Source organism: Aurantimonas endophytica, from assembly GCF_014196845.1.
GTDB classification, from domain to species: Bacteria; Pseudomonadota; Alphaproteobacteria; order Rhizobiales; family Rhizobiaceae; genus Aurantimonas; species Aurantimonas endophytica.
In genome coordinates this window covers 70,623-96,797 of sequence record NZ_JACIEM010000007.1, presented here as the reverse complement: position 1 = coordinate 96,797, position 26,175 = coordinate 70,623, and the positions used below count along the sequence as shown (strand labels likewise).

Sequence of the window (26,175 nt, the reverse complement as noted above, 5' to 3'; positions counted from 1 at the left end):
GCGGCGCTCGTATGCTGCGCACGGCCCTCGGGCCGGCGATCGCCCAATTTCTGGAAGATCCCGCGATCGTCGAGGTGATGCTCAACCCCGACGGGCGGCTCTGGATCGACCGCCTCTCCGAGGGACTCTCCGACACGGGTGAACGGCTGTCGGCGGCCGACGGCGAACGCATCGTCCGCCTCGTCGCGCACCATGTAGGGGCCGAGGTTCATCCAGGCAGCCCACGCGTCTCGGCCGAGTTGCCGGAAACAGGGGAGCGGTTCGAGGGCCTTCTGCCCCCCGTCGTCGCCGCGCCCACCTTCGCGATACGCAAACCCGCCGTCGCCGTGTTCACTCTCGACGACTATATCGCGGCCGGCATCATGGCGGACGACCAGGCTGAAGCGCTGCGGGCCGCCGTCGCAGAGCGCTGCAATATTCTGGTCGCCGGCGGCACCTCGACCGGCAAGACCACGCTCACCAACGCGCTGCTCGCCGAGGTATCGAAAACCTCAGACCGCGTGGTGCTGATCGAGGACACGCGCGAGCTCCAATGCGCCGCGCCGAACCTTGTCGCCATGCGCACGAAGGACGGCGTCGTGTCGCTGTCCGATCTCGTCCGATCCTCGCTGCGCCTGCGCCCTGATCGCATCCCTATCGGCGAGGTTCGCGGCGCTGAAGCGCTAGATCTGCTCAAGGCCTGGGGCACCGGCCACCCCGGCGGCATCGGCACCATTCATGCGGGCACCGCCATCGGCGCGCTCCGCCGCCTCGAGCAACTCATCCAGGAAGCTGTCGTCACCGTTCCGCGCGCCCTGATCGCCGAAACGATCGATCTGGTCGCCGTGCTCTCCGGCCGCGGCGCCTCGCGCCGCCTCGCCGAACTCGCTCGCGTCGAAGGGCTCGGCCCCGACGGCGATTACCGCGTCATCCCCGCCAGCCAGCACCTCACAGGAGATCCGTCATGATCCAGCATGCCATGCGTATCCGCCGTAACATCGCGACGGCGGCCTCGGTCACCTTCCTCACGTTGGCGCGCACACCCGCCGCCCTCGCGTCCGGTTCGTCCATGCCGTGGGAAACGCCGCTGCAGTCCATCCTCGAATCCATCGAGGGGCCTGTCGCCAAGATCGTCGCGGTGATCATCATCATCGTGACTGGCCTCACGCTGGCCTTCGGCGACACCTCGGGCGGCTTCCGGCGCCTGATTCAGATCGTCTTCGGCCTGTCGATAGCCTTCGCCGCGTCCAGCTTCTTCCTGTCGTTCTTCTCGTTCGGCGGCGGAGCGCTGGTCTGATGGCGACGTCGGCCGAGACGGCAGGCGAAGTGCCGGGCTTTTCGGTCCCGGTCCATCGCGCGCTGACCGAGCACATCCTACTCGGCGGCGCGCCACGCTCGATCGCCATTCTGAATGGAACGCTGGCGGCGGCGCTCGGCCTTGGCCTTCGCCTCTGGCTGGTCGGCATCGGTCTCTGGGCGATCGGTCACTTCGCCGCTGTCTGGGCCGCGAAGCGCGATCCGCAGTTCGTCGACGTCGTGCGCCGGCATCTGCGCATCCCCGGTCATCTTTCGGTTTGAGGGCGCGCGGCCATGATGAACCTTGCCGAATATCGCAACCGCAACACCCGGCTTGCCGACTTCCTCCCCTGGGTCGCGCTGGTTGGAGAAGGGGTCGTTCTCAACAAGGACGGCAGTCTGCAGCGCACCGCCCGATTTCGCGGCCCCGACCTCGACAGCGCCGTGCCGGCCGAGTTGATCGCGGTCGCCGGACGGCTCAACAACGCCTTCCGCCGCCTCGGATCCGGCTGGGCGATCTTCGTCGAGGCGCAGCGGCACGGCGCCGCTACCTATCCCGCCAGCATGTTCGCCGACAGCGCTTCCGCGCTGGTCGACGCCGAGCGCAAGGCCGATTTCGAGGAGGCCGGCGCGCATTTCGAGTCGAGCTACTTCCTGACCATCCTCTATCTGCCGCCGGCCGAAGACGCCGCACGCGCCGAGACCTGGCTCTATGAGGGCCGTGACCACGCCGGCGTCGATGTCCACGAAGTCCTGCACGGCTTCACCGATCGCACCGATCGCATCCTCCAGCTCATCGACGCCTTCATGCCGGAATGCGGCTGGCTGGATGACGCCGAGACGCTGACCTTCCTGCACTCGACGGTCTCGACGAAACGCCACCGCGTCCGCGTGCCCGAGACGCCGATGTATCTCGATGCTCTGCTCGCCGATCAGCCGCTCACCGGCGGTCTCGAGCCGCGCCTTGGCGACACGCATCTCCGCATCCTTACGATCGTTGGATTTCCGACCGTGACCACGCCCGGCATTCTCGACGAGCTGAACCGGCTGGCGTTTCCCTATCGCTGGTCGACCAGGGCAGTTCTCCTCGACAAGACCGACGCCACCAAGCTGCTGAACAAGATCCGGCGGCAATGGTTCGCCAAGCGCAAGTCCATCGCCGCCATCCTGAAGGAGGTGATGACCAACGAGGCTTCGGCGCTCGTCGACACCGATGCGGCCAACAAGGCGGCCGATGCAGACATGGCATTGCAGGAGCTCGGCGCCGACTATGCCGGCCAGGCCTATGTGACGGCGACGATCACCGTCTGGGACGATAATCCGCGCATTGCCGCCGAAAAGCTGCGCCTCGTCGAGAAGGTCATCCAGGGCCGCGATTTCACCGCCATGCCCGAGACCATCAACGCCGTGGACGCCTGGCTCGGCAGCCTGCCCGGACACGCCTACGCCAATGTCCGCCAACCCCCGATCAACACGCTCAATCTCGCCCACATGATTCCGCTGTCGGCGGTATGGGCGGGACCGGAACGGGACGAGCACTTCGCAGCACCCCCACTGCTGTTCGGCAAGACCGAAGGCTCGACCCCGTTCCGGCTTTCCATCCACGTCGGCGACGTCGGTCACACGCTGATCGTCGGACCGACCGGCGCCGGCAAATCTGTACTGCTGGCGCTGATGGCGCTGCAGTTCCGCCGCTACGAGCGGTCTCAGGTCTTCGCCTTCGACTTCGGCGGCTCGATCCGGGCGGCGGCACTCGCCATGCGCGGGGATTGGCACGACCTCGGCGGCGGCCTCACCGAAGGCTCCGACGACAGTGTGTCGCTTCAGCCGCTCGCCCGGATCGACGATGTCGCAGAACGGGCCTGGGCGGCTGACTGGCTTACCGCCATGCTGGGACGCGAAAGTGTGGCGATCACGCCCGAGGTGAAAGAGCATCTCTGGTCAGCGCTTTCTTCGCTCGCCTCCGCGCCGATCGGTGAGCGCACGCTAACGGGCCTGTCGGTCCTGCTGCAATCCAACGACCTCAAGCAGGCGCTTCGGCCCTACTGCGTCGGCGGCCCCTATGGGCGCCTGCTCGACGCCGAAGCCGAATATCTTGGCCAGGCATCGGTCCAGGCGTTCGAGACCGAAGGACTGATCGGCACGGGCGCCGCCGCCGCCGTGCTCGCCTATCTCTTCCACCGTATCGAAGACCGTCTCGACGGGCGGCCGACGCTGCTGATCGTTGACGAAGGCTGGCTCGCGCTCGATGACGAGGGCTTCGCGGGTCAGCTTCGCGAATGGCTGAAGACGCTGCGTAAGAAGAACGCCAGCGTCATCTTCGCCACCCAGTCACTATCCGACATTGACGGCTCGACGATCGCGCCCGCCATCATCGAGAGCTGCCAGACGCGCATCCTGCTGCCGAACGAGCGCGCGATCGAGCCGCAGATCACGGCGATCTATCGCCGCTTCGGGTTGAACGATCGGCAGATCGAGATCCTCGCGCGGGCGATGCCGAAGCGCGACTACTACTGCCAGTCGCGGCGCGGCAATCGGCTGTTCGAGCTGGGCCTTTCGGATGTCGCCCTGGCGCTCTGCGCCGCCTCTTCGAAACAGCATCAGGCCCTCATTGCCGAGGTGCATGCCCGTAGCGGCACCGACGGCTTTCTCGCCGAGTGGCTCGCTGAAAGCCGCCTCGGCTGGGCGGCCGACCTCATCGCCGATCTCACCAACGTCACCCCCCAAACCGATCCGGAGGCACGCCCATGACCCGTTCCGTTCATTCCCGCTCGCGCGCCATGCGCGTCGCCGCAGTTCTCCTCGCCGCGCCGATGGCGCTGTCGCCGATCGTCAGCAGCCCGGCTGCCGCGCAATGGATCGTCTACGATCCGACCAACTATGCGCAGAACGTCCTGACGGCGGCCCGCACCCTTCAGCAGGTCAATCAGCAAATCACCCAGCTTCAGAACGAAGCAACGATGCTGATCAACCAGGCCCGCAACCTCACCAGCCTGCCATACTCCTCTCTCCAGCAGCTTCAGCAGTCGGTTCAGCGCACTCAGCAGCTGCTGCAACAGGCGCAGGGCATTGCCTACGACGTCCAGCGCATCGACCAGGCCTTCACGTCAACCTACGGCAACGCCTCGATGTCCGCCTCCGACCAGGCGCTCGTGGCGGGCGCGCGCGAGCGCTGGCAAAACACGGTCGGCGGGCTGCAGGACGCCATGAGGGTGCAGGCCGGCGTCGTAGGCAACATCGACACCAACCGCTCTGAGATGTCCTCTTTGATCGGCCGCAGTCAGGGTGCGACCGGAGCGCTGCAGGCGACGCAGGCCGGCAACCAGCTCCTCGCGCTTCAGGCGCAGCAGCTCGCCGATCTCACGGCCGTCGTCGCCGCCAACGGTCGGGCGCAGGCTCTCTCAGAGGCAGAGCGCGCTGCGGCCGTCGAACAGGGCCGCGAGCAACGTCGCCGCTTCCTGACGCCGGGCTCCGGCTACCAGGCGGGGAACGCCCGCATGTTCCCGAACAGCGGCAACTGAGGGCGCGGCTATGGACGGCAAGATGCTCGCCCGACTTGGCGCCGTGGTGTTCGTCGCGGTGGCCATCACCGCGACGGCGATCGAGATGAGCCGCAAAGAGGAGCCGACGGAGAGCTGGACTACGTCACGGCCGAACACGGCTCCGTCCGACCCCTTGCGCGACGAGCTGTTCCGCTGCCAGGCCCTCGGAGAAGCCGGGCCGCGTGACGCGGCCTGCCTGCGGGCCTGGGCCGAGAACCGCAACCGCTTCCTTGCGCCGGGCGCTCGACCCGCCAAGCGGCTGCCTGACGCTCCGCCTGTTCCGCATCCGCCATCGGATGCGGCTAGCCCGGCTCAACCGGCACCGGTGTCGCCGCCGGCCGGGACGCGGTAGCATCATGGGCAACACCGGCGTCATCGACCACTTCCTCGAGGTCTTCACCCGCTACATCGACAGCGGCTTCGGCCTGCTCAGCGGCGAAGTCGCCTTCATCGCCACCACCCTGATCGTCATCGACGTAACGCTGGCCGCACTCTTCTGGAGCTGGGGCGCGGACGACGACATCATTGCCCGCCTGGTGAAGAAGACGCTGTTCGTCGGCGTGTTCGCCTACATCATCGGCAACTGGAACAACCTCGCCCGCATCATCTTCGAGAGCTTCGCCGGGCTCGGCCTGAAAGCCAGCGGCACCAGCTTCACCACGGCCGATCTCTTGCGGCCTGGCAAGGTGGCCCAGACCGGCCTCGATGCCGGGCGACCGCTTCTGGAATCGATCTCCGGCCTGACGGGCTATTGGTCGTTCTTCGAGAACTTCATCCAGATCGCCTGCATGTTCCTCGCCTGGGCGCTGGTATTGCTCGCCTTCTTCATCCTCGCCATCCAGCTTTTCGTCACACTGATCGAATTCAAGCTGACGACACTCGCCGGTTTCGTCCTGATTCCGTTCGGCCTGTTCGGCAAGTCCGCCTTCATGGCCGAACGGGTGCTCGGGAACGTCATCTCGTCCGGCATCAAGGTGCTGGTGCTGGCCGTCATCATCGGCATCGGCTCCACCTTGTTCTCCGAGTTCACCGCCGGCTTTGGCGGCGCCACGCCTTCGATCGACGAAGCCATGGCAATCGTCTTGGCCGCGCTGTCCCTCCTCGGCCTCGGCATCTTCGGCCCCGGTATCGCCAGCGGCATCGTCTCCGGCGGCCCGCAGCTCAGCGCCGGCGCGGCGGTTGGTACGGGGCTCGCGGCCGGCGGCATGATCGCCGCCGGAGCCGGCGCGGTCGGCGCCGTCGCATCCGGCGGCGCAGCACTCGCCGGTGGCGCAGCAGCCGCGGCCCGGAGCGGAGCGGCGATGGCGGGTGGCGCATCCACGGCCTACAGCCTCGGCGCAGCCGGCCAGTCCGGTGTCAGCGGCGTCGCGTCGGGCCTTGGCGGTGTCGCCCGCGCTGGTGGCAGCGCTGCCGTCTCGCCGCTGCGCCGTGCCACCTCACGCGCCGCCGACAGCATGCGCTCCAGCTTCAACGCCGGCGGTGAGGCAGCGTTCGGAGCGACTGGCGGCTCCTCGTCGATGGGATCAGTCAGCGGCGATACAGCGAGCGACGGTGGCGCCTCGGCCGCTTCGGCACCCGCCGGCGGACCGCCCGCATGGGCGCAGAGCATGCGCCGCTCTCAACGCATGACTCACGCCGTCCAGGCGACCGCCCACGCCGTGCGTTCCGGTGACGCCCATGGCGGCGGCTCCTCCGTCAATCTCTCCGAAGGCGACCGCTGATGTTCAAACGACCCTCCACCCACTATGGCAAAGCCCCCGAACCCGAGACGCCCTATCAGCGCGCGGCGAAAGTATGGGACGAACGCATTGGGTCAGCCCGGGTCCAGGCCCGCAACTGGCGCCTGATGGCGTTCGGCTCGCTGATCCTGTCGGCGGGCTTCGCCACCGCTCTCGTCTGGCAATCGGCGCGCGGAACCGTCGTGCCCTGGGTCGTGCAGGTCGACCAGCTCGGCCAGGCGCAGGCCGTGGCGCCGGCCGATGCCGCCTATCAGCCGACGGATCCACAAATCGCATTCCATCTGGCTCGCTTCATCGAGCAGGTCCGCTCGATCCCCTCCGACGCCATCATCGTGCGGCAAAACTGGCTGCGCGCCTACGAGTTCACCACCGATCGCGGTGCCGCAGCGCTCAACGATTATGCGCGGGCGAACGACCCGTTCACGAAGGTCGGCCGCCAGCAGATCGCCGTCGAAGTCTCCAGCGTCATCCGCGCGTCTCCGGACAGCTTCCGCGTCGCCTGGACCGAGCGCCGTTACGAGAATGGCCAGCTCGCCACGACCGAGCGCTGGACGGCGATCCTGACAATCGTCGTGCAGGTTCCCCGCAACGCCGAGCGCCTCAGAGCCAACCCGCTCGGGATCTACGTCAACGCCATCAACTGGTCACGGGAGATGAGCCAATGAACGGACAGAATTCCCGTAGTGCCGGCAAGCCGCTTTTCCGCAAATCCGCATTTGCGGCAATGCTGGTTTCCGCAACGATGCTCGCCGGCTGCGCCACAGCGCCGAAACCGCCGCAGATCAGCTACGACGCCGATGTGCCACCATTACCCGACGTCCCAGCCGCCGTCACGGACGAGCGACCCCGTCCGCTCCACGTTCCGCCGGCCTGGACACCGGCGAAAGGTGGAACCCCTGCAACCACGCCAACGGGACGCGTGCAGAGCGCAAATTCAGCCGCGCGGGTTGAGCCCAGCCGCGAGGGCTACTACAACTCGATCCAGATCTATCCTTGGAGCGAGGGCGCCCTCTATCAGGTCTACGCGGCGCCCGGGCAGATCACCAATATCGCGCTCGAGCCTGGCGAGAACCTGACCGGCGCCGGTCCGCTCGCCGCTGGTGACACGGCGCGCTGGATCATCGGCGATACCGAGAGCGGCAGCGGCGTCACGCGTCGAGTCCATGTCCTCGTTAAGCCGACACGCCCGGATCTCTCGACCAATCTCGTCATCACGACCGACCGACGCATCTACATGATCGAGCTGCGCTCGGGCGAGCGCCCCTATATGCCGGCTGTCGCCTGGGCCTATCCGCAGCCGCCGGCATCGCAGCGGCAAGCCGTTCCTGCAACGCCGGTCATCCCGGCGATAGCGGCGCGCATTTATCGTTATGGGCTGACCGGCGACACCCCGCCATGGCGGCCGGTCTCGGTCTACGATGACGGCCGGCATGTCTATGTCGAATTCCCGCGGGGCATCGTGCAGGGAGAGATGCCGCCGCTGTTCGTCATCGGCGCTGACGGCGAGGCACAGACCGTCAACAGCCGCATCCACCAGAATATCCTGATCGTCGACCGGCTCTTCGGCGCCGCCGAGCTGCGTCTCGGCAGCGAGGACCGCCAGCAGACCGTCCGGATCGTCCGCACCGATGGGAGGCCCTCATCATGAGCGTGAATGAAACCAAAGCAGAGGGCGACGTCCCGCTGACGGGATCTCCGTCGCCATCAGCGTCATCGATGCGGCTCCGCGCAGAGCCGCCGCGCGTAACACGGCTCTCTCGAAGAGTGCTGGCTGGTCTGGGGCTGGTCGCCTCCCTCGGCCTCGGCGGCTCGCTGATCTACGCGCTCCAGATGCGCGACGCCGGCAGGGCAGGTGAAGAGCTCTATTCGACGGAGAACCGCCCGACAGCCGACGGGCTCGCCGGATTGCCCCGCGACTACACCGGCCCCGTCCTTGGTCCGCCGCTGCCGGGTGATCTCGGCCGTCCAATTCTCGATGCCCAGAACCGCAGCCAGCCAGTCGTTCCGCCGCATGTCGGGACGCCGACGGTGGACCCGGAGGAACAACGCAGGCGGGCGGAGGAGGAAGCGGCGCGCATCTCGCGCGTATTCTTCCAGACCGGGACGAGAACTGCGGCCGCGACGGGAATGTCCGGCGACGGTGCTCCCGCGCTTCACGGGCTGACCCGCCTCGGAATGCCAGGACAACCCGCGCCGACCGCGCAGGAGCGGCAAGCAGCCTTCCTCAATGCCGGCGTCGACCGCCGCACGGTCGCGCCCGACCGTGTAATGGCGCCCGCCTCACCTTACGTGCTGCAGGCGGGTGCGGTAATTCCTGCTGCGCTGATCACTGGCATCCGCTCCGATCTCCCCGGCCAGATCACGGCTCAGGTGACCGAGAGCATTTACGACAGTCCGACCGGCCGGCTGCTGCTCGTCCCGCAGGGCACGCGCATCATCGGCGAGTACAGCAACGATGTCGGTTTCGGTCAGCGCCGCATCCTGCTCGTCTGGAACCGGCTGATCTTCCCAAACGGTCGCTCCATCGTTCTGGAACGCCAGCCCGGCGCCGACACCCAAGGCTATGCCGGTCTTGAAGATCGCGTCGATTATCACTGGTTGGATCTCGCCAAGGCAGCCGGACTTTCGACCCTGCTCAGCGTCGGCGCCGAGCTCGCCGTAGACAATGACGATCGCTTGGTCCAAGCGATTAGCAACGGCGGTCAGGACACGATCAATGACGCGGGCCAACAAATTGTCCGGCGCCAGCTCAATATCGCTCCGAGACTCACTATCCGGCCGGGCTTCCCGGTGCGCGTGATTGTCACGCGCGATCTCGTGCTCGAACCTTACCGAGGCTGAAGTGACCAAGCTCAAGCTCGGCGCGATCGTTGACAACAAGCCGATCAAGCTCACAATTGAATTGCCGGCGGCGCTACACCGCGATCTGGTCGCCTACGCCGAGGTCCTGGCTCGAGAAACGGGGCAGTCCGTTACTGATCCGGCAAAGCTGATCGCACCGATGGTCCAGCGCTTCATTGCGACCGATCGCGCGTTCGCGAAGGCGCGCCGACAATCTTCGTGACGATCAATCAAACACTAGATCTTGAATCCCGAGCGGCCACGTTGATCGCCGCCTTTGTCTTCACGCGTCGCTCAAGACTCATTTCGAGTAAGAATTTAAGCGCCGGGTTCTGATTGGCGTCCGGCCAGACGGCGCTGAACGACACCGTATTCTCCGAGCTGGCCATTGGAACGTAGTGAACGCCAGGATGGGCGGTGCCGACGGTCGCCTTCGTAGCCAGCGTAATTCCGAACCCCTGTGCGACCATGCTCAGCAAACTGTCGCAGCCAACGTGCTGGACCGAAACCCGTGGACGAAATCCGGTGCCGGATAGGTGCCTCATAAGATAGTGTTCTATCTCAGGTCCCGCAGCGTCAGCCTTCGCAAGAAAGGTCTCGCACTTTACATCATCCCATTTGATAGCATCCAGGGAAGCTGCCCTATGAGATGAAGCAACGGCGAAATAGATCTTCTCATCCCACAATCTTTCAGTTCGACATCCAGGCAGTTGTGGATTTCCCGGCATAAAGGCGATGTCGATCCGGCCGTTGAGTAGAGCGCTCGCGGTCATCTGGGAAGTCGCCTCTTGAAACGTCATCTCAATCGCCGGAAAGCGCTGACGGTAAGCTGCCAGCAAATCGGCTAGAAACCCATTGCCCAGGGAAGCCATCAACCCGGCGCGGAGCACTCCAACGGAGCCATGTTTGGCCAGAGCGATTGTACTTACCGCTTCGTGGAGCTGTTTCGCGCCGACCGCAGCCTCCTTGAGAAAGCGTTCGCCAGCCAATGTCGCGCGAGCACCCGACCTGTGTCGTTCGAACAAGGCAATACCGAGACGTCGCTCTAATATTTGTATCCGCCGGCTGACGGTCGACTGCGATACGTCGAGGATTTCTGCCGTCCGCCGAAAGCTGCCATGCTCAGCCGCGAGAACTGCGTACCGCAGGTAGCGCAAGTCGAAAGCGATATCCGGCACCTCAGTTCCTCCGGAGAAAATTACACGGGGGCCGCAGTTTTCCGGAGGCCAAGTGCGTCTTAAGATCAGACAGGACTTGGGGCAGCCCCACGGGCGTGACTGGCGATATTCTCGACCCTTCGACGTTGTCGGAGCTGTTCGGGGTGTTTCGGCGATTGTGCACCTAGCCGCCGTCTTTCGCAGCCCGGCGGGCCTACCCCGAGCGGTTTCTCCCGCCAATGGCGGCGGCACGAAGAGTCTCTCGCGCGCCGCCGGGTTGGATCACAGCCTAGCGAGATGCCAAGTTCATCGACCTCTCGTGGGGGCTCCGCCGCTGTTGTCCGCAGCCGAAGCACGTGAACATTCTGACGCGGCCAGACGAGTGAGCGAGACCGAAAGAATCTCGCCACCCGGGGCGCCACGTCGCCCGTTCGTCAGGAACCACAGACTGCCGTCGCTTCCCGCGAGTACATCACGGACACGCCCATACTCCCCGACGTAGTGTGCGCTCGCGTGGGGATTGCCCGCAGCGTCAATGGTCAGCGACCACAACCGCTGACCGGTCAGACCCGCGATGAAGAAGGTGCCGTCTATGTAGGCAAGGCCACTTGGGCCCATTTCCTGCGTACGCCACTGCATGACAGGATCGACGTACGCTGGATTGCCTCCCACGCCCTCGACGACCGGCCAGCCGTAATTACCGCCCGGTTCGATGCGGTTGAATTCGTCCCATGCATCATCCCCGAAGTCAGTCGCCCACAGCTGTCCCCTGTCATCCCAAGCCAGCCCTTGAGAATTTCGAAGTCCCAGGGAGTAGACGAGAGAGCCTTCGATGGGGTTGTCTGTGGGAACGCCGCCGGTCGGTGTCATGCGCAGTATCTTGCCCGCAAGTGAGCTGGGATCCTGCGACAGGTTCGGATTTCTCGTCTCGCCCACCGTTGCATAGAGCATCCCGTCAGGACCAAACGCGATGCGCCCGCCATTGTGACCGCGCCCCCCGGGCACACCGTCAAGGACGAGTTGCGCCTCGCCGAGCTCACCTTCGCTGTACGCCATTCGTACGATACGGTTTCCCGAGGTCGCGCTGTGGTAACCGTAGAGCCAGACGTTTCCGTTCTCTTCAAGAACCGCAAGCCCAAGCATCCCGCCGTCGCCTCGGGCCACGACGTCGGGCACCGTGCCGACCGATGATAGCCCTTCCCCGGGCAGGAACGCGAGTATTTCTCCCGTACCACGCTGACTGACGAGCACCTCGCTGCCCACGCGCACGGCAGACCAGGGTATGTTGAGTTCGGAAACGATCTCTGTCGGGTCGCCTGCGGGGATTACACACGATATTGGGGAGCCCTCTGAGCGAGACAATTGGGCGTGAGCGCCGGAGCTGATCGAGAGCCCGAGCATGGCGAACGCAAGAGCGATCGTCGTCGACGCTCGCACCGGTGCGACGTCGCACCCGTCTTTTCCCGGCGCCTTGGCCAAAGTGTTGCCTGCACTGGCTGTTCGATCGATACCTCGATCCTTCATGGTCTGCTCTCCATTGAAATCCGCTCAAGCGACAATCAGTTCATGTCGTGCTCGCCAAGCGGGATGAAGTTGCTCCGGCCCTTTGCTCCGTTATCGCATCCAGGCTCCAGAGCCCTGGCCCTGCGGCCGAAATGTAGAGAAAGAGGAAGCAGTACAGCATTGCAGCTTCGCCGTGATTCAAGACGGGGAAGAAGCCATTTGAGCTGTGCGCGATGAAATACGCAAAGGCCATAAGCCCCGAAAGCACGAAGGCAACCGGTCGAGAGAAGAGGCCAATCGCTAAAAGAAGACCGCCAGCCACTTCGATAACGCCAGCCGTGTACAGCAACGGGCTGAGCGGATATTCGAAGGGCCCCGGCCAGCTGAACAGCTTCATAGTCCCATGGGTGAAGAATGACCCTGCCGCAAAAATGCGTAAGACACTGAGAAGATGAGGGGCATATTTGCCGATGTAAGGTATCTGCATAGCGGGCATACTGTCCTCCAAACTGGTTAGACGGTTGTAGTGGGTTAAAATCCGATGGATTTGACGACTCTGTTTCGTCAGAGCACGTCTTCGATGCGTATCGGCAGTTTTCGTATGCGTTTTCCGGTCGCGTGATAGATGGCATTGGCGATCGCAGGCGCTGTTCCGAGCATGACCAGCTCGCCCATTCCCTTGACGCCGGCCGAATTGACCAGCGTATCGGGCTTGTCGATTAGGCCGACATCCACCTCCCCTATGTCGGCATTCACCGCCATGACGTAGTCGGCTAGATCGTCATTGAGATAGCCTGCGAAGCGTGGATCGACCTCGGACTGCTCCCGAAGCGCGGTACTAAACCCCCAAACCACGCCGCCATGCATCTGACCTATCGCAGTCCTGGGGCTCACGACCCGTCCCACATCGGCAATGCTGACCACGCGCGGCATGCGAACACGCCGCGTTCTCGGCTCGATGTGAATCTCCACAAATTGCGCGATGTAACTCATGGAGGTGAAGCCGTCATATTCGGATCCGGCCCCTGCTCGACGGCCGGCCCGGAAGGCTTCGAGCGCAGATGCGTCCTGTCCCGGCGCGAGCTCCGATGCGGTCACTTCAATGTAAGGGCGTTTCAGGCGCGCCAGCTGCTGATGAAGGTTGCCGGCCGGCGGGTTGGCGCCTGCAAGTTCCCTGAAACGAGCTCGGAGCGCAGCCGCCGCTTTTATGGTAGCTGGGATGATGCTCGCCGTTCCGCGCTCTCCAACCGTGGCCAGTTGCGGCCCCAACGACGTATCCCCCAGCAAGACCTCAATCCTGTCCGGATTGACGTCCAATCCCTGGACGACTGCATTGACAACGGCGGTGCGGATCCCCTGCCCCATCTCATGACCGGAGCTGATAATCCGCGTGGTGCCGTCTGCACGGACCCTCAGTGTAGTCTCAGCTGCAGACCCCGATGCCCCGAAGATGCCGCAGGCGACGCCGAGACCGACTAGAGTGCCGTCCTCGAGTCTCATCGAGGCGGGTTGGGATATGCGCCGGCTCCATTCGAAACGGCGGGCGCCCTCCCTCAGGCAGTCGTTCAGGAAGTGCGGCGCGAGCGGCTGGCCTGCAATGATGTCGGTCTTGGCTTCATGATCGAGACGCAGCTGGACAGGATCCGCGCCCAACCGATAGGCCATTTCGTCGATCGCGCTTTCGAGGGCGAAGCCGGCCGGAAAGGGATGTGTTCCTCTTGTATGGCGCGGCATGTTGCGGTCTATATGAATGTCACCAGCCGTGGCGCGAAAACTGTCAATGGCGTATAGCCGCGCAACATCCTGGTAGTAGCCGCTTGAACGAAAGCCGCCGTCTGGCCAGTTCTCCTGCACGACGTGGTATTCGATTGCGGTGAGGCGTCCTTCCCCATTGGCTGCAAGTCGGATGTTGTGGATGCTGCGTGGCCGGTAGTTGGCGATGTGAAAAAGCTGCCCGCGCGGGGTGACCAGCTTGACCGGGCGCTGCGTCAGCCTGGCGGCCTCGGCGACCAGAGCGGTTTGCAATTTGGGCGGTGACTTTTGCCCGAAGCCACCGCCCACATGCTCGGATTTGATCGTGACAAGCTCGGGGGAAATTCCCATTGCCTCCGCAAGCGCATTCCTGGCCTGGTCGGAGTTCTGGCATCCCTCGTAAACCGTCAGCCGGCCACCGGACCAGTGCGCGACGGTGCCGAACAGCTCCATTGCGTTGTGATGCTGTGTCGGCGTTTCGAAGGTGCCTTCGACGACCTCAATGGCATCCTGGAACTCGGTGTCGACGTTGCCCGTATCAAAGCCCTCAGAGGGAACGATCGAGGCACCTGGGCTGTCCATCAGAGGAATGAACGACGTGACATCATACGTCGCACGTATCGCTTCAGCCCCCTCGATCGCCGCCTCGAGTGTCTCGGCTACCACCATCGCGATGGGGTAGCCCAGGTAATTTATTTCGCGTGAAAGGGTTGGAAAATCACCTAAAGAAAGGACCTGTACCACGCCACTCGTTCCGGTGGCCGGTGAGACATCGATGTTTCTGACAGTACCTTTGGCTACTGTGGCCGGAACCAGCATTGCATAGAGCATAGCCGGCAGCTGTGTGTCGGCGCCGTATCGAGTCTGGCCGAGAACTTTGCCCCTGGCGTCGACACGTGCGATATCGGAAAACGCGTCTGCAGGCATTAGGCTCTCCTTTGCGCGGCGATGAGCAGAGCATCGGCGATGACCCTGGCGCCAAGATCCACTTTGAATGCGTTGTGCTGACCCGGGCGGGCGTCGTGGAAAGCGGATCTGCCGGCCCTGAGAGCAAGTTCAGGTGTTAGTGCTGACCCAGCCACAACAGCTTCGGCAGCGTGCGATCGCCAAGGCGTGGTTGCGACGCCGCCCAAGGCAATGCGCGCCGATCGAATGGTTGTCCCATCCATCTCCAAGGCCACAGCAGCGGAAGCAAGCGCGAAGGCGAAACTCTCACGATCGCGAATCTTGTGGTAGGTTGACGCACGTCCGAGAGGCGTTTTGGGGACGGTGATCGCTGTCACCAACTCGCCCTCCTCAAGGTTGAAGTCCCGTTGCGGCGTGTCGCCAGGAAGACGATAAAAATCACCAATCGGGACGATGCGCTGGCCGCTCGAGCCGAGCAGTTCGACACTTGCATCCATTGCCATCAGTGCGACGGGCCAGTCGCCAGGCGCTACTGCAGTGCAAGCCTCACTTGTGCCAAGCACAGCCTGCGTGCGATCCAGACCGTTAACAGCGGAGCAGCCGGAACCTGGCGCTCGCTTGTTGCAGTGGTATCTCCCGACGGTCGATGACGAACCCGCACCATTGCGAAAATACATGCAGCGAGTGCGTTGCAGAATGTTCCCACCCACCGTTGCCATGTTACGCAACTGCTGCGAAGCAGCTTTGAGCAAGCTCTCGGAGAGGACCGGGTATTGTTCGCGCACCATCGGCTCATAGGCGACATCAGTCATCAGCGCTCGAGCGCCGAAACGCAGGATGTCGCCCTCTGTTTTAATCGTGTCCATGCCGACGATCCGGCTGACATCGATCAGGTGGGTTGGCCGCTCGATACCGAGCTTCATGAGATCGTAGAGATTGGTGCCGCCGGCGATATAACGCGCTGATCCTTGGTGTTGAGCATACTGGGCGACAGCTGCCTCCGCAGAGGAGGCAAGGGTGTAACTTAGCGCCTGCATGTCAGCCCTCCATGACCTGAGCGGCTTGCTCGATAGCGGCGACGATCCCGACATAGGCTCCGCAACGACAGATATTGCCGCTCATAAACTCGCGGATTGCATCTGGATCGGTGGCGCGCCCTGCCGTGACGCAGGCAACGGCAGACATGATCTGGCCTGGGGTGCAATAGCCGCATTGAAGCGCATCATTGTCGATGAACGCTTGCTGCATGGGATGAAGGTCCTGACCCGTGGCCAGACCTTCAATGGTCGTGACCTCATGGCCATCGACTTTCGCCGCGAACGTTAGACAGGAAACAACCGGTCTACCATCGACGTGGACCGTGCAGGCTCCGCATTGACCGTGGTCACAGCCCTTCTTGGTGCCGGTGAGGCCGAGCCGTTCGCGCAGCATGTCAAGGAGGGAAGCGCGTGAGTCAAACTCAACCGTGACTGGCTCACCATTCACGCTTGCGGAGATCTTGAGCGTCCGACCGGTCTCCGCGCGTGCGCCTGTGTGTTGGGCTTCGGCTCGGTCCGAAAGCGGCAATAATCCTGCGGCCGCCGTACCAGCCCCGGCGGCAAGGACGATGCGCCGTGTGACTTCCAAAGTGCAAAGGCCTTGGCGCCTGCCATCATCTGCCATGTCGTCCTCCCGCTCACCAAACCTTCACTGTCAGGCTCTGCCAATGGGTATCATCGTTGTCAGGGGCTGACAATATCTTTATGTTCACGAAAAAGAGAGAGATTTCGAATGGTGAAGAAAGCTGAGAACGCGCGCGAACGGTTTGAGAGTGCAGCCTATGCGCTGTTTCAGGATCACGGTTATGCCGAGACCACTGTCCCGCAGATTGCCGCGAAAGCCGGACTGACGGAGCGGACCTTCTACCGCTACTTCTCCGACAAGAGGGAGGTGATGTTCTGGCGCGCGGACGCGCACCGATCCGCGATCATGAAGGAAATCATGAATGCGCCCGTTGGCCTACATCCACTGGACGTTGTTGCTGGCAGCTTTTCTGCGATTGCTCCCTTTATCGATGGTCACCGCCCCATCGTGAAGCTGCGACAGTCACTGATTTCGGCATATGTTGAGCTACATGAGCGGGAGTTGATGAAACTGCACAACCTCGCTTTGGCTATCGATTCAGGGCTGCAGCAGCGGGGCATTCAGCCGTCGTTCTCGCGCGTTTTGGCCGAAATCGGCGCGGCAGTTTTTAAGGTCGCGCTGCAGAATTGGCGCGCCGACGAAGCGAAATCCGGGTTCGTCCACCACGTTCAGGCGGCCTCAAGGGAATTTCAAGCTGGGTTGCACAAGGTGGCGGGTTGACGCGTTCGGTCGAATCGCCGCGTCACGTTGTGCCTGCCCTCTTCGCACCTGCCTAGGCCCCAATCTCTCGCCCAGATCGTGCTTCTTGTAAAAGAGGATAGCGGCCTTGCTGATTACAAGAACGCCGCGCCCTGCAATCAGCTCGGAGCGGCTTCCCGCGCGGCAAGGCTCAAACCTCGACACCCCGGTTCACATGTAACATCTATTGTTTCCTGAAACGAGACAGCCGATTGTTGGGCGTCCTGCACGTCCTCCTCCATATGGCCGAGGCTGACGGGCCGGTCACCTCTGAGCATCTTGCCAAGGCGATGCGGACCAACCCGGTCGTCATCCGCCGCACCATGGCCGGACTGCGAGAGCAGGGACTCGTGCGTTCCGAGAAGGGGCACGGGGGCGGCTGGACCATCGCGAAGGACCTCGCCACCGTGACGCTGCGGGACGTCTACGAGGCGCTCGGGTCACCCGGCATCTTCGCGATGGGGAACCGCACCGAGGCTCCGGGTTGTCTCGTCGAAGAGGCGGTCAATGCGGCGATGGACGAGACGTTCGCTCGCGCCGAAGCCCAGCTTCTCGAGCGCTTCGGCGAAGTGACGCTCGCTGCTCTCAGCGCCGACTTCCACGCTCGCATGACGAGACGCACCAGCCATTGCGACTTCAAGGATGAAACCCATGCGGCACGACGCTATCGTCGTCGGGGGCAGCTTCGCCGGCCTGTCCGCCGCCACCTACATCGCCCGCGGACGCCGCTCGGTGGCGGTGATCGACGCGGGTGCGCCCGAGGTTTGAATTGAGACGGATCAGACGCCCCAACATGCGTCCGCTTTTCGCTCGTCAACGCCCGTAAAGCCAGCCCGCAATCCACCGAGCCGATCTACGCCCAGGAAGCGGCCGTGGGAAGCGGTCCATCCGCTTGCGACCCCCTTTCTGGACTTGCCTCGCAAAACTAGAGAGCTCTTCTGATGGAAGGAGGAGCATTCCATGGCAAGCCACATCGCCGCTTCGGCAAGGAATTCGAGGCGGAGGCCGTGCGACTGGTCGAGACGAGCGGGCGGACGCAGCGCGAGATCGCGGAGGATCTCGGTATCGGGCTATCGACGCTGCGTCGCTGGCTCGACAAACGCCGCGAGCGCGATCTGGAGGCGCCCCCACCCGAACGGCAGGAAGATCTGGCGGCGGAGCTGAAGCGGTTGCGGCGCGAGAACGAGATCCTGCGGCAGGAACGCGAGATCCTGAAGCGGGCAGCGACTTTTTTCGCCAAGGAGGGAGTGAGGCTGAAGCGCCACTGGTCCGAGCGAACAGCCGAACGATGAGGTTCCGTCTCATCGATGCGGCGAAGAAGGAATTCCCCGTACAGCGCTTGTGCAAGGTCCTCGGTGTCAGTGCGAGCGGCTATTTCGCCAGGAAGGATCGCCCAGCCTGCCGCCGGCAGCACGACGACATGGTGCTGCTGGCGCATGTCCGCTCGGCCTTTGCCCTGTCGAGCGGGACCTACGGCAGCCCGCGCATGGTGCATGAGCTACGCTATAATGGCCTGCGGATCGGCCGCCGGCGCATAGTTGCACAGGAGCGGGAGGACATCGAAGCCTCGGAGGATGCCGAAGTGCGCCGTCTGGGCTAACGGGCTGCCCGCACGAGTGGCACGACCCCATGCCCGAGGAGTTCGATCGAACGGCGCATGGCATCGACGTCGTGCGCGGCGCTGCTCATCTGAAACGTCAGACGGGAGATGCCGCCGAGCTCACGTGCCGCTGCGATCGCCTTGGCCGCGACGGTCCGTGGTTCGCCGACAAGATAGGCACCCCCGGGGTCGCACATGGCATCGAACTGCTCGCGTGACGCTCCCCGCCAGCCGCGCTCGCGCCCGATCGTCGAGACCATGCGGAACCAGCCGGGGAAGAACGCGTCGCGCGCTGCCCGGTTCGTCTCTGCGACGAAGCCCATGGCGTGGATACCGACCTTCAGGATCTCGGGTGCGTGGCTGGCGCGGACGCCAGCCTCGCGATAGAGATCGACAAGCGGGCGGAAGCGATCGAATCTGCCGCCGATGATGGCGACCATCAGCGGGAGGCCGAGGGTTCCGGCGCGCACGAACGACTGCGGCGTGCCGCCGACGCCGAGCCAGATCGGCAGGCGCGATTGGTGCGGACGCGGGTAGACGGCCTGTCCCGTGAGCGGTGCCCGGAACCGACCTTGCCAGGTGACGCGTGTGTCGTCGCGGAGCTTCAGGAGAAGGTCGAGCTTCTCTGCGAACAGCGCGTCGTAGTCGTGCATGGAGAAGCCGAAGAGCGGGTAAGCCTCGCCGAAGGAGCCGCGTCCGACTACGATCTCGGCCCGGCCTTTCGAGATGAGGTCGACCGTCGCGAAATCCTGGAAGACACGCACGGGATCGGCGGCGCTCAGCACCGTCACGGCGCTGGTCAGCCGGATCCGTGTCGTGCGCGCTGCGGCCGCCGCCAGGATCACGGCAGGCGCGGCGTCCAGGAACTCTGCACGGTGATGCTCGCCTATGCCGAAGACGTCGAGCCCGGCCCGATCAGCCGTCTCGATCTCCTCCATGAGCTGCGCTATGCGCTCGGCTCCCGGCACGACCTGCCCCGTCTCGGGGTCAGGCAGCGACGCCGCAAAACTGTCGATGCCGATCTCAAAGACTGTCCCGTTCTGAGGGGACACCCGCACTTCCAACTCGCCTGCTGCCGTTAGCATAGCCGATCAGAGCCCGTTCCCGCGGGCCCGCTCCTGGGGCGACGGAAAGTCGACGGTTTGGCCGAGGCGGGTCGTGTGGCACGCGGCTTGGGTCAGAAGCAGGCCGCCAAGGGCTATCGAGGCGAGGATCCGTGTAAGGCACATGGAAGTGTCCGATACGTGGGAGTGCTTGGAAGGAAGAGCGCCGACGAGGTCGTAGCCGTGCTGTGAGGCAAGCCTGGATTCGGACGCGTAGGGCCTGTGCCCGTTTCCGGGCGCGTGTATCGCCTAGCCGACGCGTGCCTTCATGGCGACGAGCTGGTCGCGGTGCAGCCAGACGAGCACGAGGCTGAGGGCAAGGAGTACAGCCGCCGGCATGCCGCTCTCCGGGAGCACGAGGAGGTGCGCCAGGATGGCGCCTACCATGGTCGCTGCCAGCCACAGTGCGGCAAGCGCGGTCATTCCGGGTACGAACAGCCAAAGCCCGCCGATGAACTCGACGATCCCGGTGAGGTAGCGGAAGCCTTGGCCAAGACCGATCTGAGCGAAGATCTCGACCATCATGGGTACGCCCGCAAGCTTTGCGCCGCCGGCCGCAATGAAGACGCTAGCGAGGAGGCCGCGGAGCGTCCACGAGGAAATGGATCGCCCACGGGACGGGGCGGAGGAACGAATGGTGGACGTTGGGGAGAGGGTCACGGGAGGCTCCGATGGATGGGACAACCGAAACATAGCTGTCCATGGCCTCCATGCTCAGCCTATATCGTTCGATGGAAACCATCGGAATTCTCGATATGCTCGATCCTGTCTCGCTTGACCAAATCCGCACGTTTCTGGCTGCCGTCGAGGAGGGCAGTTTCTCCGCCGCCGGTCGGCGGCTTGGGCGTGCCCAGTCGGTGGTGAGCCAGACGCTGGCCAACCTGGAGGGCCAGCTTGGGATCCGCCTGTTCGAGCGGACCGGGCACAAGCCGCTCCTGACGGCGGAGGGGCGGGCCCTCCTCGGGGAAGCGCGCAAGGTCTCCGCGACGATGGATCTGTTCAAGGCAAAGGCCCGGGGGCTTGCCGAAGGCCTGGAGCCCGAACTTAGCGTCACGGTCGACGTCATGTTCCCGATCGACCACCTGACTGTCGCGGTCGGAGCATTCCCCGAGCGTTTCCCGGACACACCGCTTCGGCTCCATGTCGAGGCGCTGGGAGCGGTAATCGAACCCGTGCTCGAGGGGCGCTGCTCGTTCGCAATCATGGGGTCGTTGCCCGAGGCACCCACGGGGATGGCGACGGAACGCATCTCCGGTGTGGAAATGGTAGTGGTCGTCTCGCCACTCCATCCGCTGTCGGCCCATAGCGGTCAGGCAAGTGCGGAGCTTCTCGCAGAGCACGTCCAGCTTGTCCTGACCGACCGTTCGAAGCTGACCGCTGGTCGTGAGTTCGGCGTTGCCTCGGCGCGTACTTGGCGGCTCGCCGACCTTGGGGCAAAGCACGCTTTCCTGCGCGCCGGGCTCGGCTGGGGCGCCATGCCCCACCACGTGGTCGAGGCGGACCTTGCCAACGGCCAGCTCGTCGAGCTGACGCTCGACCGCTTCGGACCCGGCTCCTACGTCATGATCATGTCCGCGGCCTACATGGCCGATATGCCGCCAGGTCCTGCCGGGCGTTGGCTGATCGAGCGGCTGAAGGACGGCTGAGGACGAGCGGGTATCCCGGCGTCAATGATGCGCGTGCGTCGCACCTGTCTCCGGGGACCTGATATCGGTGGGCACGTCCAGTATCCTCGGCGCCTGTGGCCGTGCCGGGGTCCGCGGTTCGTCATGCAGAACGGCGTGACATTGACCGACGGGGCCGACCTGTCCGTGTTGACCGCTTGGCTCTTCGCCGCTTCCAGTTCGTGTTCCGTCACGCGATAGGTGACAAGCGCTGGCGGAAGCGGCCGCCCTTGCCGGCGCGCTCGAATGGTCGATCATGCGCCGGCAGGGCTGAAGGACGTGGCATTAAGTTATCAAATGCCACCAACCGGTGGCAGCTCTCGACCCTTCCACGCTCCTCCAGCCACCATCCATCTCGCTTGGAAGCTGCCGTTCCCCGCTCACCAGTCGAGCCTTGCCGAAACCACAGAGGGGCTCGAAGAACTCCAGCAACTAGAGCCGACGCTCCCACTCGGCTCGCCCCATTGGGGGCCGAGCCGAGTGATGGCCCGGCTCCACATCGGCCCGTAGCGTATCAGGAATGGCCTTCACATCCCATCCGAGGCGGCTCCACCAGAGTTGGAGGCGCGTGCGCCAGCCTGCGCGAGGGGCGCGGCGTAGGCCGGCTCATCGAGAGGAACAGGGTTGGAATCGGATTGGGTCATCTTCGGCGGCTCGCGAACGGGTTTACCGTTCGGTTCTCCCGCCTCAGCCCTTGCCGATCCAATCGAACCTACGCCATGATGCATAAGGAGATTTGATGCATCATGGTCCGTTCGCTTCCCCCACTCACGGCGCTGCGGGCCTTCGAAGCCGCCGCACGTCACCTCAGCTTCACCCGAGCCGCCGACGAACTCGGCATGACCCAGGCGGCTGTCAGCTACCAGATCAAGGTTCTGGAAGAGCGGGTCGGCGCCGCCTTGTTCGTGCGGACCGGCCGGCAGGTCGTACTCACGGCGGCGGCGCATACGCTCGTGGGCGAGACAACGCTCGCCTTCGACCGGATCGCGGCGGCTTATGGAGAGGCGCGGGGCGCGACCGCGAGCGTCCTGTCAATCAACTCCATTCCGACCTTCGCCAGCCTGTGGTTGGCGCGCCACCTCGGCGAGTTCCAGGTGGCCCATCCCTCCGTGGCGGTTCAACTCGCCTGCTCGCGCGACCTGGTCGACTTCGCACGCGAGCCGGTGGACGCCGTGTTGCGGGCTGGCGACGGCAACTGGCCTGGCCTGTGCACCCATATGCTGGTTCGCGGCGACTTCTCTCCGATGCTCAGCCCCGCGCTCCTAGAGCGCATCGGCCATCCTCTTCGGGAGCCGGCCGATCTTCTGCGCTACCCGCTCGTGGACCCAGGCTATCCATGGTGGGATCTCTGGTTCGAGAGCGTCGGCGTGCGCCGGGACAACGCGGGGGACCCCGATCGCTCCAAGTTGAGCAGTCAGGACCTCGAGGCGATCGCCGCTGTCGCCGGGCACGGCGTCGCGATGCTGACGCCCTTCTTCTATCGGGACCAGGTAGCGAGCGGCGCGCTGATCCAACCGTTCGCGCATCTCTACCCGATCAACCGCGCCTACTATCTTGTCTATCCGGAGTCCCGCTGCAACGTGCCGAAGATCCGCCTCTTCCGCGACTGGATCATTTCTCACTTCCCCGAAACTGCCTGTTCGAACGAGCGACGAGTCAGAACCAACGAGGCAGCTTTTCGGCCGGAAGGCCTCGGCCATGCGTGAACGTGCACCTAAAACGTTTCCTTCCCGGTAGCGTGCGCTTCAGTCCTCCCGCGCTCCGAAGCCGACAGTCCGCAGTTCACCTCGTCCAGTCCCTGGCACCGAGGGGAGCGGACGTTTAGAAGCGGACGCACGGCTGTCGACCCTTTACGCACCATCGCCTCGATCGCGGCTTACCTTGAAGGGGCCATTGTGGATGCGACCCATGTTGCGAAAGCTAGCCAAAAGCCGCTCTCTTCCGCTGCTGCATCGGACAGATCAAGTTGCCAGTACGAGACGCGGCGGAGGAACCGGGATGCAACCCTTTATAGCAACCGCCCTAGCAGTGGGTTTAATCTCAACTCAGGCGAAGGGTGATGAGGGATGCGAGGCAATTGCTGCATCCGAATATCATGACCGCGTAAATGATGCTTTCGCCGATCTCCAGACGCGCACCAGGCCCAGCGACAAAGCCACCTTTTCCCGTTTCGAGGAGATGGCTTCGTATCAACCGCAAATACCGGGTTGGCTCGTTCCCTTCTACGCCACGAGCGCCGATGGATCTCAAATCCGTTGGTTCGGTCTATACATGTAAGGGGGGCGTCGAGTTTTCAATCGATCGACGAAAGCCAAGGGGTCGGCCATCAAGGTAGCTGTCGACCCCATATCGGCCGTCCAAGGTTTAGCATGCTGCGCCTGAAAGCGGTCGTTGCCACATCTGCACTCATCTACCCTCGTAAAGGCGCGAAACGCCGATACAGTCGGTGCATCTTAAGGGAAGCGGTAGAGAAACAACCCATCTGCGTCCCACCCCGGCACCCAGCCGCCTATGGACAAGCGCCAGGCGGGCTCGGTGAGGTCTGGTTCACTATCGCAAGAGCAGAGCGGCCATCTTACCCATTCGCTGACGGCGTAGTTTGATGCCAGGCGATACAGCGGTTCCGAGAGGAAGAAGAACGCCTTTTGGCCGAGAGTGCCACTCCTGCGCTCGGCCAAGCCTGACAATCCGTCCCTTAGCGCCTCAAAGGGCGTGTCGGCCTCCTGGAAAGCTTCAAGATAGGAGACGGTGCTGGCGTCGAAAAATCGAATACTGTCGGCGTCGTCAGGTGCGTCGATGCCCTGCGCCTTAACGAGCCGTAGACCGTCGCGTAGAGCTGCTTCGGCTTCCCTGCCATCCATCGAGTGAGAAGGCGTTCGGAGATGCCGCTCGACACGATCGGCGATTAGCTCCCCGCATGGCAAAAGCCCAAATGCCTCCCTACGGATGCGAGCGCCACGTTCCGCATCTAGTGTCCAAAGGGCAAAGTGGAGACGAAAGTCCTCATCAAACGGCGGTAAAGACGCCGGGTCGGGTCTGTTCTCAAGTTCAACCTTTTCTCGGTCGAGGATCGCATGCCAGTGGTGCTGCCATTGCTCAACAGCGGCGGTGAGTTCGTTTTGATCTGCCATGGTCTTTTCGCGCAGGTCGGCCTTCTGCGATGATCGTCTCAAAGCCGACCGTCTGCAACCCACCCCGCCCAGTCGCTGGCACCGAGGGGAGCGGACGTTCAGAAGCGGACGGACGGCTGCCGACCCTTCTAAGCCACTCCCAAGCGATTCCGGTCGTCCCCTAACCGGACGTTTGCGATCAGCTCGCTAAGGCCGGGCGAACGATCAAGCCGCCCCTTGCCGTCGCGCGTCCTGCGTCAATCCTCCGTATCCCCAAGCATCGGCTGACACCTCATCGACCACGACATAGGTTGCGAGCGGCAGAGCAAGGCCGAACGCGCTCTTGAGCAAGCGATGCGCCTGCCGAACGAACTCGGCCTTCTCGTTCGCGCTGTTGGTGCCTGCCGTGACCTTCACGTCGAGATGGGCGGCGAGCGGGACCGCTTTGCCGCCGATGCTCCAGCGCGCCGTGTCGTGCGTTTCGACCAGGACGGCGGTCAACCCGGCCTTCTTGCGCATGACGCTCTCCATGAGACGCGTGGCTTCCGACTGAAGGGTTTCGACCTGCGCCGAACTTAGTTCGACACCAGCGGTGCGAATATGAACGAAGGGCATTACTGCTACTCCCGCTTTGTTGACAGGAGGATCATGACGTTCCACGATCGTTGCGAATATTGCGTAGTTCCAAACTATCGGTCGAGAGAAACTGAATGGTTGCAAACCTCGTTAACCTCGACATGGACGTACTTCGCACGTTCGTGGCCGGCATGGATCTCGGCAGCTTCGCCAAGGCGGCCGATCGGCTCGGGCGTTCCCCTTCCGCCATCAGCCTCCACCTTCGCAAACTGGAGGATCAGATCGGACAGCCGCTCGTGCGCAAGCAAGGTCGCGGGCTCGTTCTGACGGAAGCGGGTGAAACCATGATGGGCTATGCCCGACGCATTCTCGACCTCAACGACGAGGCCAAACTGGCTCTCGGCAGCCTCACAGGGCTGGAGGGCTGGGTTCGCGTAGGTGTCCCGCAGGACTTCGCGGAGACGTGGCTGCCCCCGCTGCTCGCCCGCTTCCAACGTGCTCATCCGAAGGTGCGCGTGGAAGCTCGCGTCGATCGGGGCGCGGCGATGGCGGATGCGGTCGGCGCAGGCACGTTGGATCTCGCCTTGACCTGGGGGACGCTTGGCAGGCCATACGGGCGAGTCGTGGGCGAGCGGCCGCTCGCTTGGATCGCAGCCGGGGACCACTGCATCGTGGACGAAGAGCCGATCCCGCTTGTTGCCTTTGACGCGCCTTGCGGCTTCCAGCGCCGAGCGACGGAGGCGCTCGACGCGGCGGGCCTTCCCTGGCGCCACGCGTTTTCGACGTCGAGCCTCCTCGGGGTCTGGGCCGCGGTTCGAGCGGGGCTCGGCGTCACGGTGCGAACCGCAGGCATGGTCCCTCCCGATCTCCGCGAGCTACGTCCAGGTGACGGCCCACTTCCCTGTCTCGGAACGCTTGCATTGGTGCTTCACCGATCGCCGTCGATGACACACACCGCAGATGCGTTCGCGGCCTTGCTCCTCGATGCCGCTGAGGCCGGAAACGGTTGGGAATGCAGCGGATCGCCTGCAAGCTCCTTGTGGTAG

At 63.9% G+C, this 26,175-nt stretch carries 25 protein-coding genes and 3 pseudogenes; 18 read left to right on the top strand and 10 right to left on the bottom strand.

What is annotated here, in order from left to right; all coding sequences use genetic code 11:
* Window positions 1–11: 11 nt before the first annotated feature.
* Genes trbB through GGR03_RS24695 form a run of 11 tightly spaced genes read left to right on the top strand, consistent with a single transcriptional unit; the run spans window position 12 to window position 9,620 of the window.
* On the top strand, window positions 12–947 hold the full coding sequence (gene trbB, locus GGR03_RS23130) for a P-type conjugative transfer ATPase TrbB (protein ID WP_210292269.1): 936 nt from the start codon (window positions 12–14) through the stop codon (window positions 945–947).
* Window positions 944–1,276 (top strand): TrbC/VirB2 family type IV secretion system protein, encoded by a 333-nt coding sequence (locus tag GGR03_RS23125; RefSeq protein ID WP_183211198.1) that lies wholly within the window; start codon window positions 944–946, stop codon window positions 1,274–1,276. Before trbB ends, GGR03_RS23125 begins: the two co-directional genes overlap by 4 nt.
* Entirely contained in the window at window positions 1,276–1,557 is a 282-nt protein-coding gene (locus GGR03_RS23120) for a VirB3 family type IV secretion system protein (protein ID WP_183211197.1), read from the top strand. The genes GGR03_RS23125 and GGR03_RS23120 overlap by 1 nt, the downstream gene beginning before the upstream one ends.
* A gap of 12 nt (window positions 1,558–1,569) precedes the next feature.
* Window positions 1,570–4,026 carry a conjugal transfer protein TrbE gene (gene trbE, locus GGR03_RS23115; RefSeq protein WP_183211196.1) on the top strand — a complete coding sequence of 819 codons (2,457 nt, stop codon included), beginning with the start codon at window positions 1,570–1,572 and terminating at the stop codon, window positions 4,024–4,026.
* Window positions 4,023–4,796, top strand: a complete 774-nt coding sequence (gene trbJ, locus GGR03_RS23110) for a P-type conjugative transfer protein TrbJ (protein ID WP_183211195.1) — start codon at window positions 4,023–4,025, stop codon at window positions 4,794–4,796. The genes trbE and trbJ overlap by 4 nt, the downstream gene beginning before the upstream one ends.
* 22 nt (window positions 4,797–4,818) lie before the next feature.
* Window positions 4,819–5,169, top strand: a complete 351-nt coding sequence (trbK-alt, locus tag GGR03_RS23105) for a putative entry exclusion protein TrbK-alt (protein ID WP_246368442.1) — start codon at window positions 4,819–4,821, stop codon at window positions 5,167–5,169.
* A gap of 4 nt (window positions 5,170–5,173) precedes the next feature.
* On the top strand, window positions 5,174–6,538 hold the full coding sequence (gene trbL, locus GGR03_RS23100) for a P-type conjugative transfer protein TrbL (RefSeq protein WP_183211193.1): 1,365 nt from the start codon (window positions 5,174–5,176) through the stop codon (window positions 6,536–6,538).
* Window positions 6,538–7,221, top strand: a complete 684-nt coding sequence (gene trbF / locus GGR03_RS23095) for a conjugal transfer protein TrbF (protein WP_183211192.1) — start codon at window positions 6,538–6,540, stop codon at window positions 7,219–7,221. Before trbL ends, trbF begins: the two co-directional genes overlap by 1 nt.
* Complete coding sequence (gene trbG, locus GGR03_RS23090) at window positions 7,218–8,204, top strand: P-type conjugative transfer protein TrbG (RefSeq protein WP_183211191.1); 987 nt, start codon at window positions 7,218–7,220, stop codon at window positions 8,202–8,204. Before trbF ends, trbG begins: the two co-directional genes overlap by 4 nt.
* Window positions 8,201–9,397 (top strand): TraB/TrbI/VirB10 family type IV secretion system protein, encoded by a 1,197-nt coding sequence (locus GGR03_RS23085; RefSeq protein WP_183211190.1) that lies wholly within the window; start codon window positions 8,201–8,203, stop codon window positions 9,395–9,397. Before trbG ends, GGR03_RS23085 begins: the two co-directional genes overlap by 4 nt.
* A 1-nt stretch (window position 9,398) precedes the next feature.
* A complete protein-coding gene (locus GGR03_RS24695; protein WP_183211189.1) occupies window positions 9,399–9,620 on the top strand; it encodes a DUF2274 domain-containing protein in 222 nt (73 codons plus the stop codon).
* Window positions 9,621–9,627: 7 nt separating this feature from the next.
* Here GGR03_RS24695 and GGR03_RS23075 read toward each other — a convergent pair whose 3' ends face one another.
* From GGR03_RS23075 to GGR03_RS23050, 6 genes are all read right to left on the bottom strand, one after another.
* Window positions 9,628–10,575 (bottom strand): LysR substrate-binding domain-containing protein, encoded by a 948-nt coding sequence (locus GGR03_RS23075; RefSeq protein ID WP_183211188.1) that lies wholly within the window; start codon window positions 10,573–10,575, stop codon window positions 9,628–9,630.
* A 285-nt stretch (window positions 10,576–10,860) separates the two neighbouring features.
* Entirely contained in the window at window positions 10,861–12,078 is a 1,218-nt protein-coding gene (locus tag GGR03_RS23070; protein ID WP_183211187.1) for a PQQ-dependent sugar dehydrogenase, read from the bottom strand.
* A 40-nt stretch (window positions 12,079–12,118) separates the two neighbouring features.
* Window positions 12,119–12,553, bottom strand: coding sequence for a DoxX family protein (locus GGR03_RS23065; protein ID WP_183211186.1), 435 nt, complete (start codon window positions 12,551–12,553; stop codon window positions 12,119–12,121).
* A gap of 68 nt (window positions 12,554–12,621) precedes the next feature.
* Window positions 12,622–14,736, bottom strand: a complete 2,115-nt coding sequence (locus tag GGR03_RS23060) for a xanthine dehydrogenase family protein molybdopterin-binding subunit (protein WP_183211185.1) — start codon at window positions 14,734–14,736, stop codon at window positions 12,622–12,624.
* The gene (locus GGR03_RS23055; protein WP_183211184.1) at window positions 14,736–15,752 is read right to left on the bottom strand and encodes an FAD binding domain-containing protein; all 1,017 of its coding nucleotides are present in this window, start codon (window positions 15,750–15,752) and stop codon (window positions 14,736–14,738) included. Before GGR03_RS23055 ends, GGR03_RS23060 begins: the two co-directional genes overlap by 1 nt.
* Before the next feature lies 1 nt (window position 15,753).
* Complete coding sequence (locus GGR03_RS23050) at window positions 15,754–16,377, bottom strand: (2Fe-2S)-binding protein (RefSeq protein WP_183211183.1); 624 nt, start codon at window positions 16,375–16,377, stop codon at window positions 15,754–15,756.
* 108 nt (window positions 16,378–16,485) lie between these two features.
* Between GGR03_RS23050 and GGR03_RS23045 the strand changes: the two genes are divergently transcribed.
* From GGR03_RS23045 to GGR03_RS23035, 4 genes and pseudogenes are all read left to right on the top strand, one after another.
* Window positions 16,486–17,058: a TetR/AcrR family transcriptional regulator gene (locus GGR03_RS23045; RefSeq protein WP_183211182.1), complete on the top strand. Its 573-nt coding sequence runs from the start codon at window positions 16,486–16,488 to the stop codon at window positions 17,056–17,058.
* 212 nt (window positions 17,059–17,270) lie between these two features.
* Window positions 17,271–17,705 (top strand): annotated as a pseudogene (locus tag GGR03_RS23040) (Rrf2 family transcriptional regulator); the annotation flags it as partial.
* 22 nt (window positions 17,706–17,727) lie between these two features.
* Window positions 17,728–17,835 (top strand): annotated as a pseudogene (locus tag GGR03_RS24515) (NAD(P)-binding protein); the annotation flags it as partial.
* A 182-nt stretch (window positions 17,836–18,017) separates the two neighbouring features.
* Window positions 18,018–18,652 (top strand): annotated as a pseudogene (locus tag GGR03_RS23035) (transposase); the annotation flags it as partial.
* A 20-nt stretch (window positions 18,653–18,672) separates the two neighbouring features.
* Here the strand turns inward: GGR03_RS23035 and GGR03_RS23030 are convergent.
* Window positions 18,673–19,728 carry an Atu2307/SP_0267 family LLM class monooxygenase gene (locus tag GGR03_RS23030; protein ID WP_252920354.1) on the bottom strand — a complete coding sequence of 352 codons (1,056 nt, stop codon included), beginning with the start codon at window positions 19,726–19,728 and terminating at the stop codon, window positions 18,673–18,675.
* Window positions 19,729–20,028: 300 nt separating this feature from the next.
* Window positions 20,029–20,472: a DoxX family protein gene (locus tag GGR03_RS23025; RefSeq protein WP_183211180.1), complete on the bottom strand. Its 444-nt coding sequence runs from the start codon at window positions 20,470–20,472 to the stop codon at window positions 20,029–20,031.
* 62 nt (window positions 20,473–20,534) lie between these two features.
* Between GGR03_RS23025 and GGR03_RS23020 the strand changes: the two genes are divergently transcribed.
* Window positions 20,535–21,425, top strand: coding sequence for a LysR family transcriptional regulator (locus GGR03_RS23020; RefSeq protein WP_183211179.1), 891 nt, complete (start codon window positions 20,535–20,537; stop codon window positions 21,423–21,425).
* A 764-nt stretch (window positions 21,426–22,189) separates the two neighbouring features.
* Window positions 22,190–23,149 carry a LysR substrate-binding domain-containing protein gene (locus GGR03_RS23015; RefSeq protein WP_183211178.1) on the top strand — a complete coding sequence of 320 codons (960 nt, stop codon included), beginning with the start codon at window positions 22,190–22,192 and terminating at the stop codon, window positions 23,147–23,149.
* 747 nt (window positions 23,150–23,896) lie between these two features.
* On the opposite strand, the gene GGR03_RS23010 is transcribed toward GGR03_RS23015, so the two are convergent.
* On the bottom strand, window positions 23,897–24,574 hold the full coding sequence (locus GGR03_RS23010) for a hypothetical protein (protein ID WP_183211177.1): 678 nt from the start codon (window positions 24,572–24,574) through the stop codon (window positions 23,897–23,899).
* Window positions 24,575–24,778: 204 nt separating this feature from the next.
* Entirely contained in the window at window positions 24,779–25,168 is a 390-nt protein-coding gene (locus tag GGR03_RS23005) for a tautomerase family protein (RefSeq protein WP_183211176.1), read from the bottom strand.
* Between the two features lie 95 nt (window positions 25,169–25,263).
* Here GGR03_RS23005 and GGR03_RS23000 point away from each other — a divergent pair, with 95 nt between their 5' ends.
* Window positions 25,264–26,175 (top strand): LysR substrate-binding domain-containing protein, encoded by a 912-nt coding sequence (locus GGR03_RS23000; RefSeq protein WP_246368441.1) that lies wholly within the window; start codon window positions 25,264–25,266, stop codon window positions 26,173–26,175.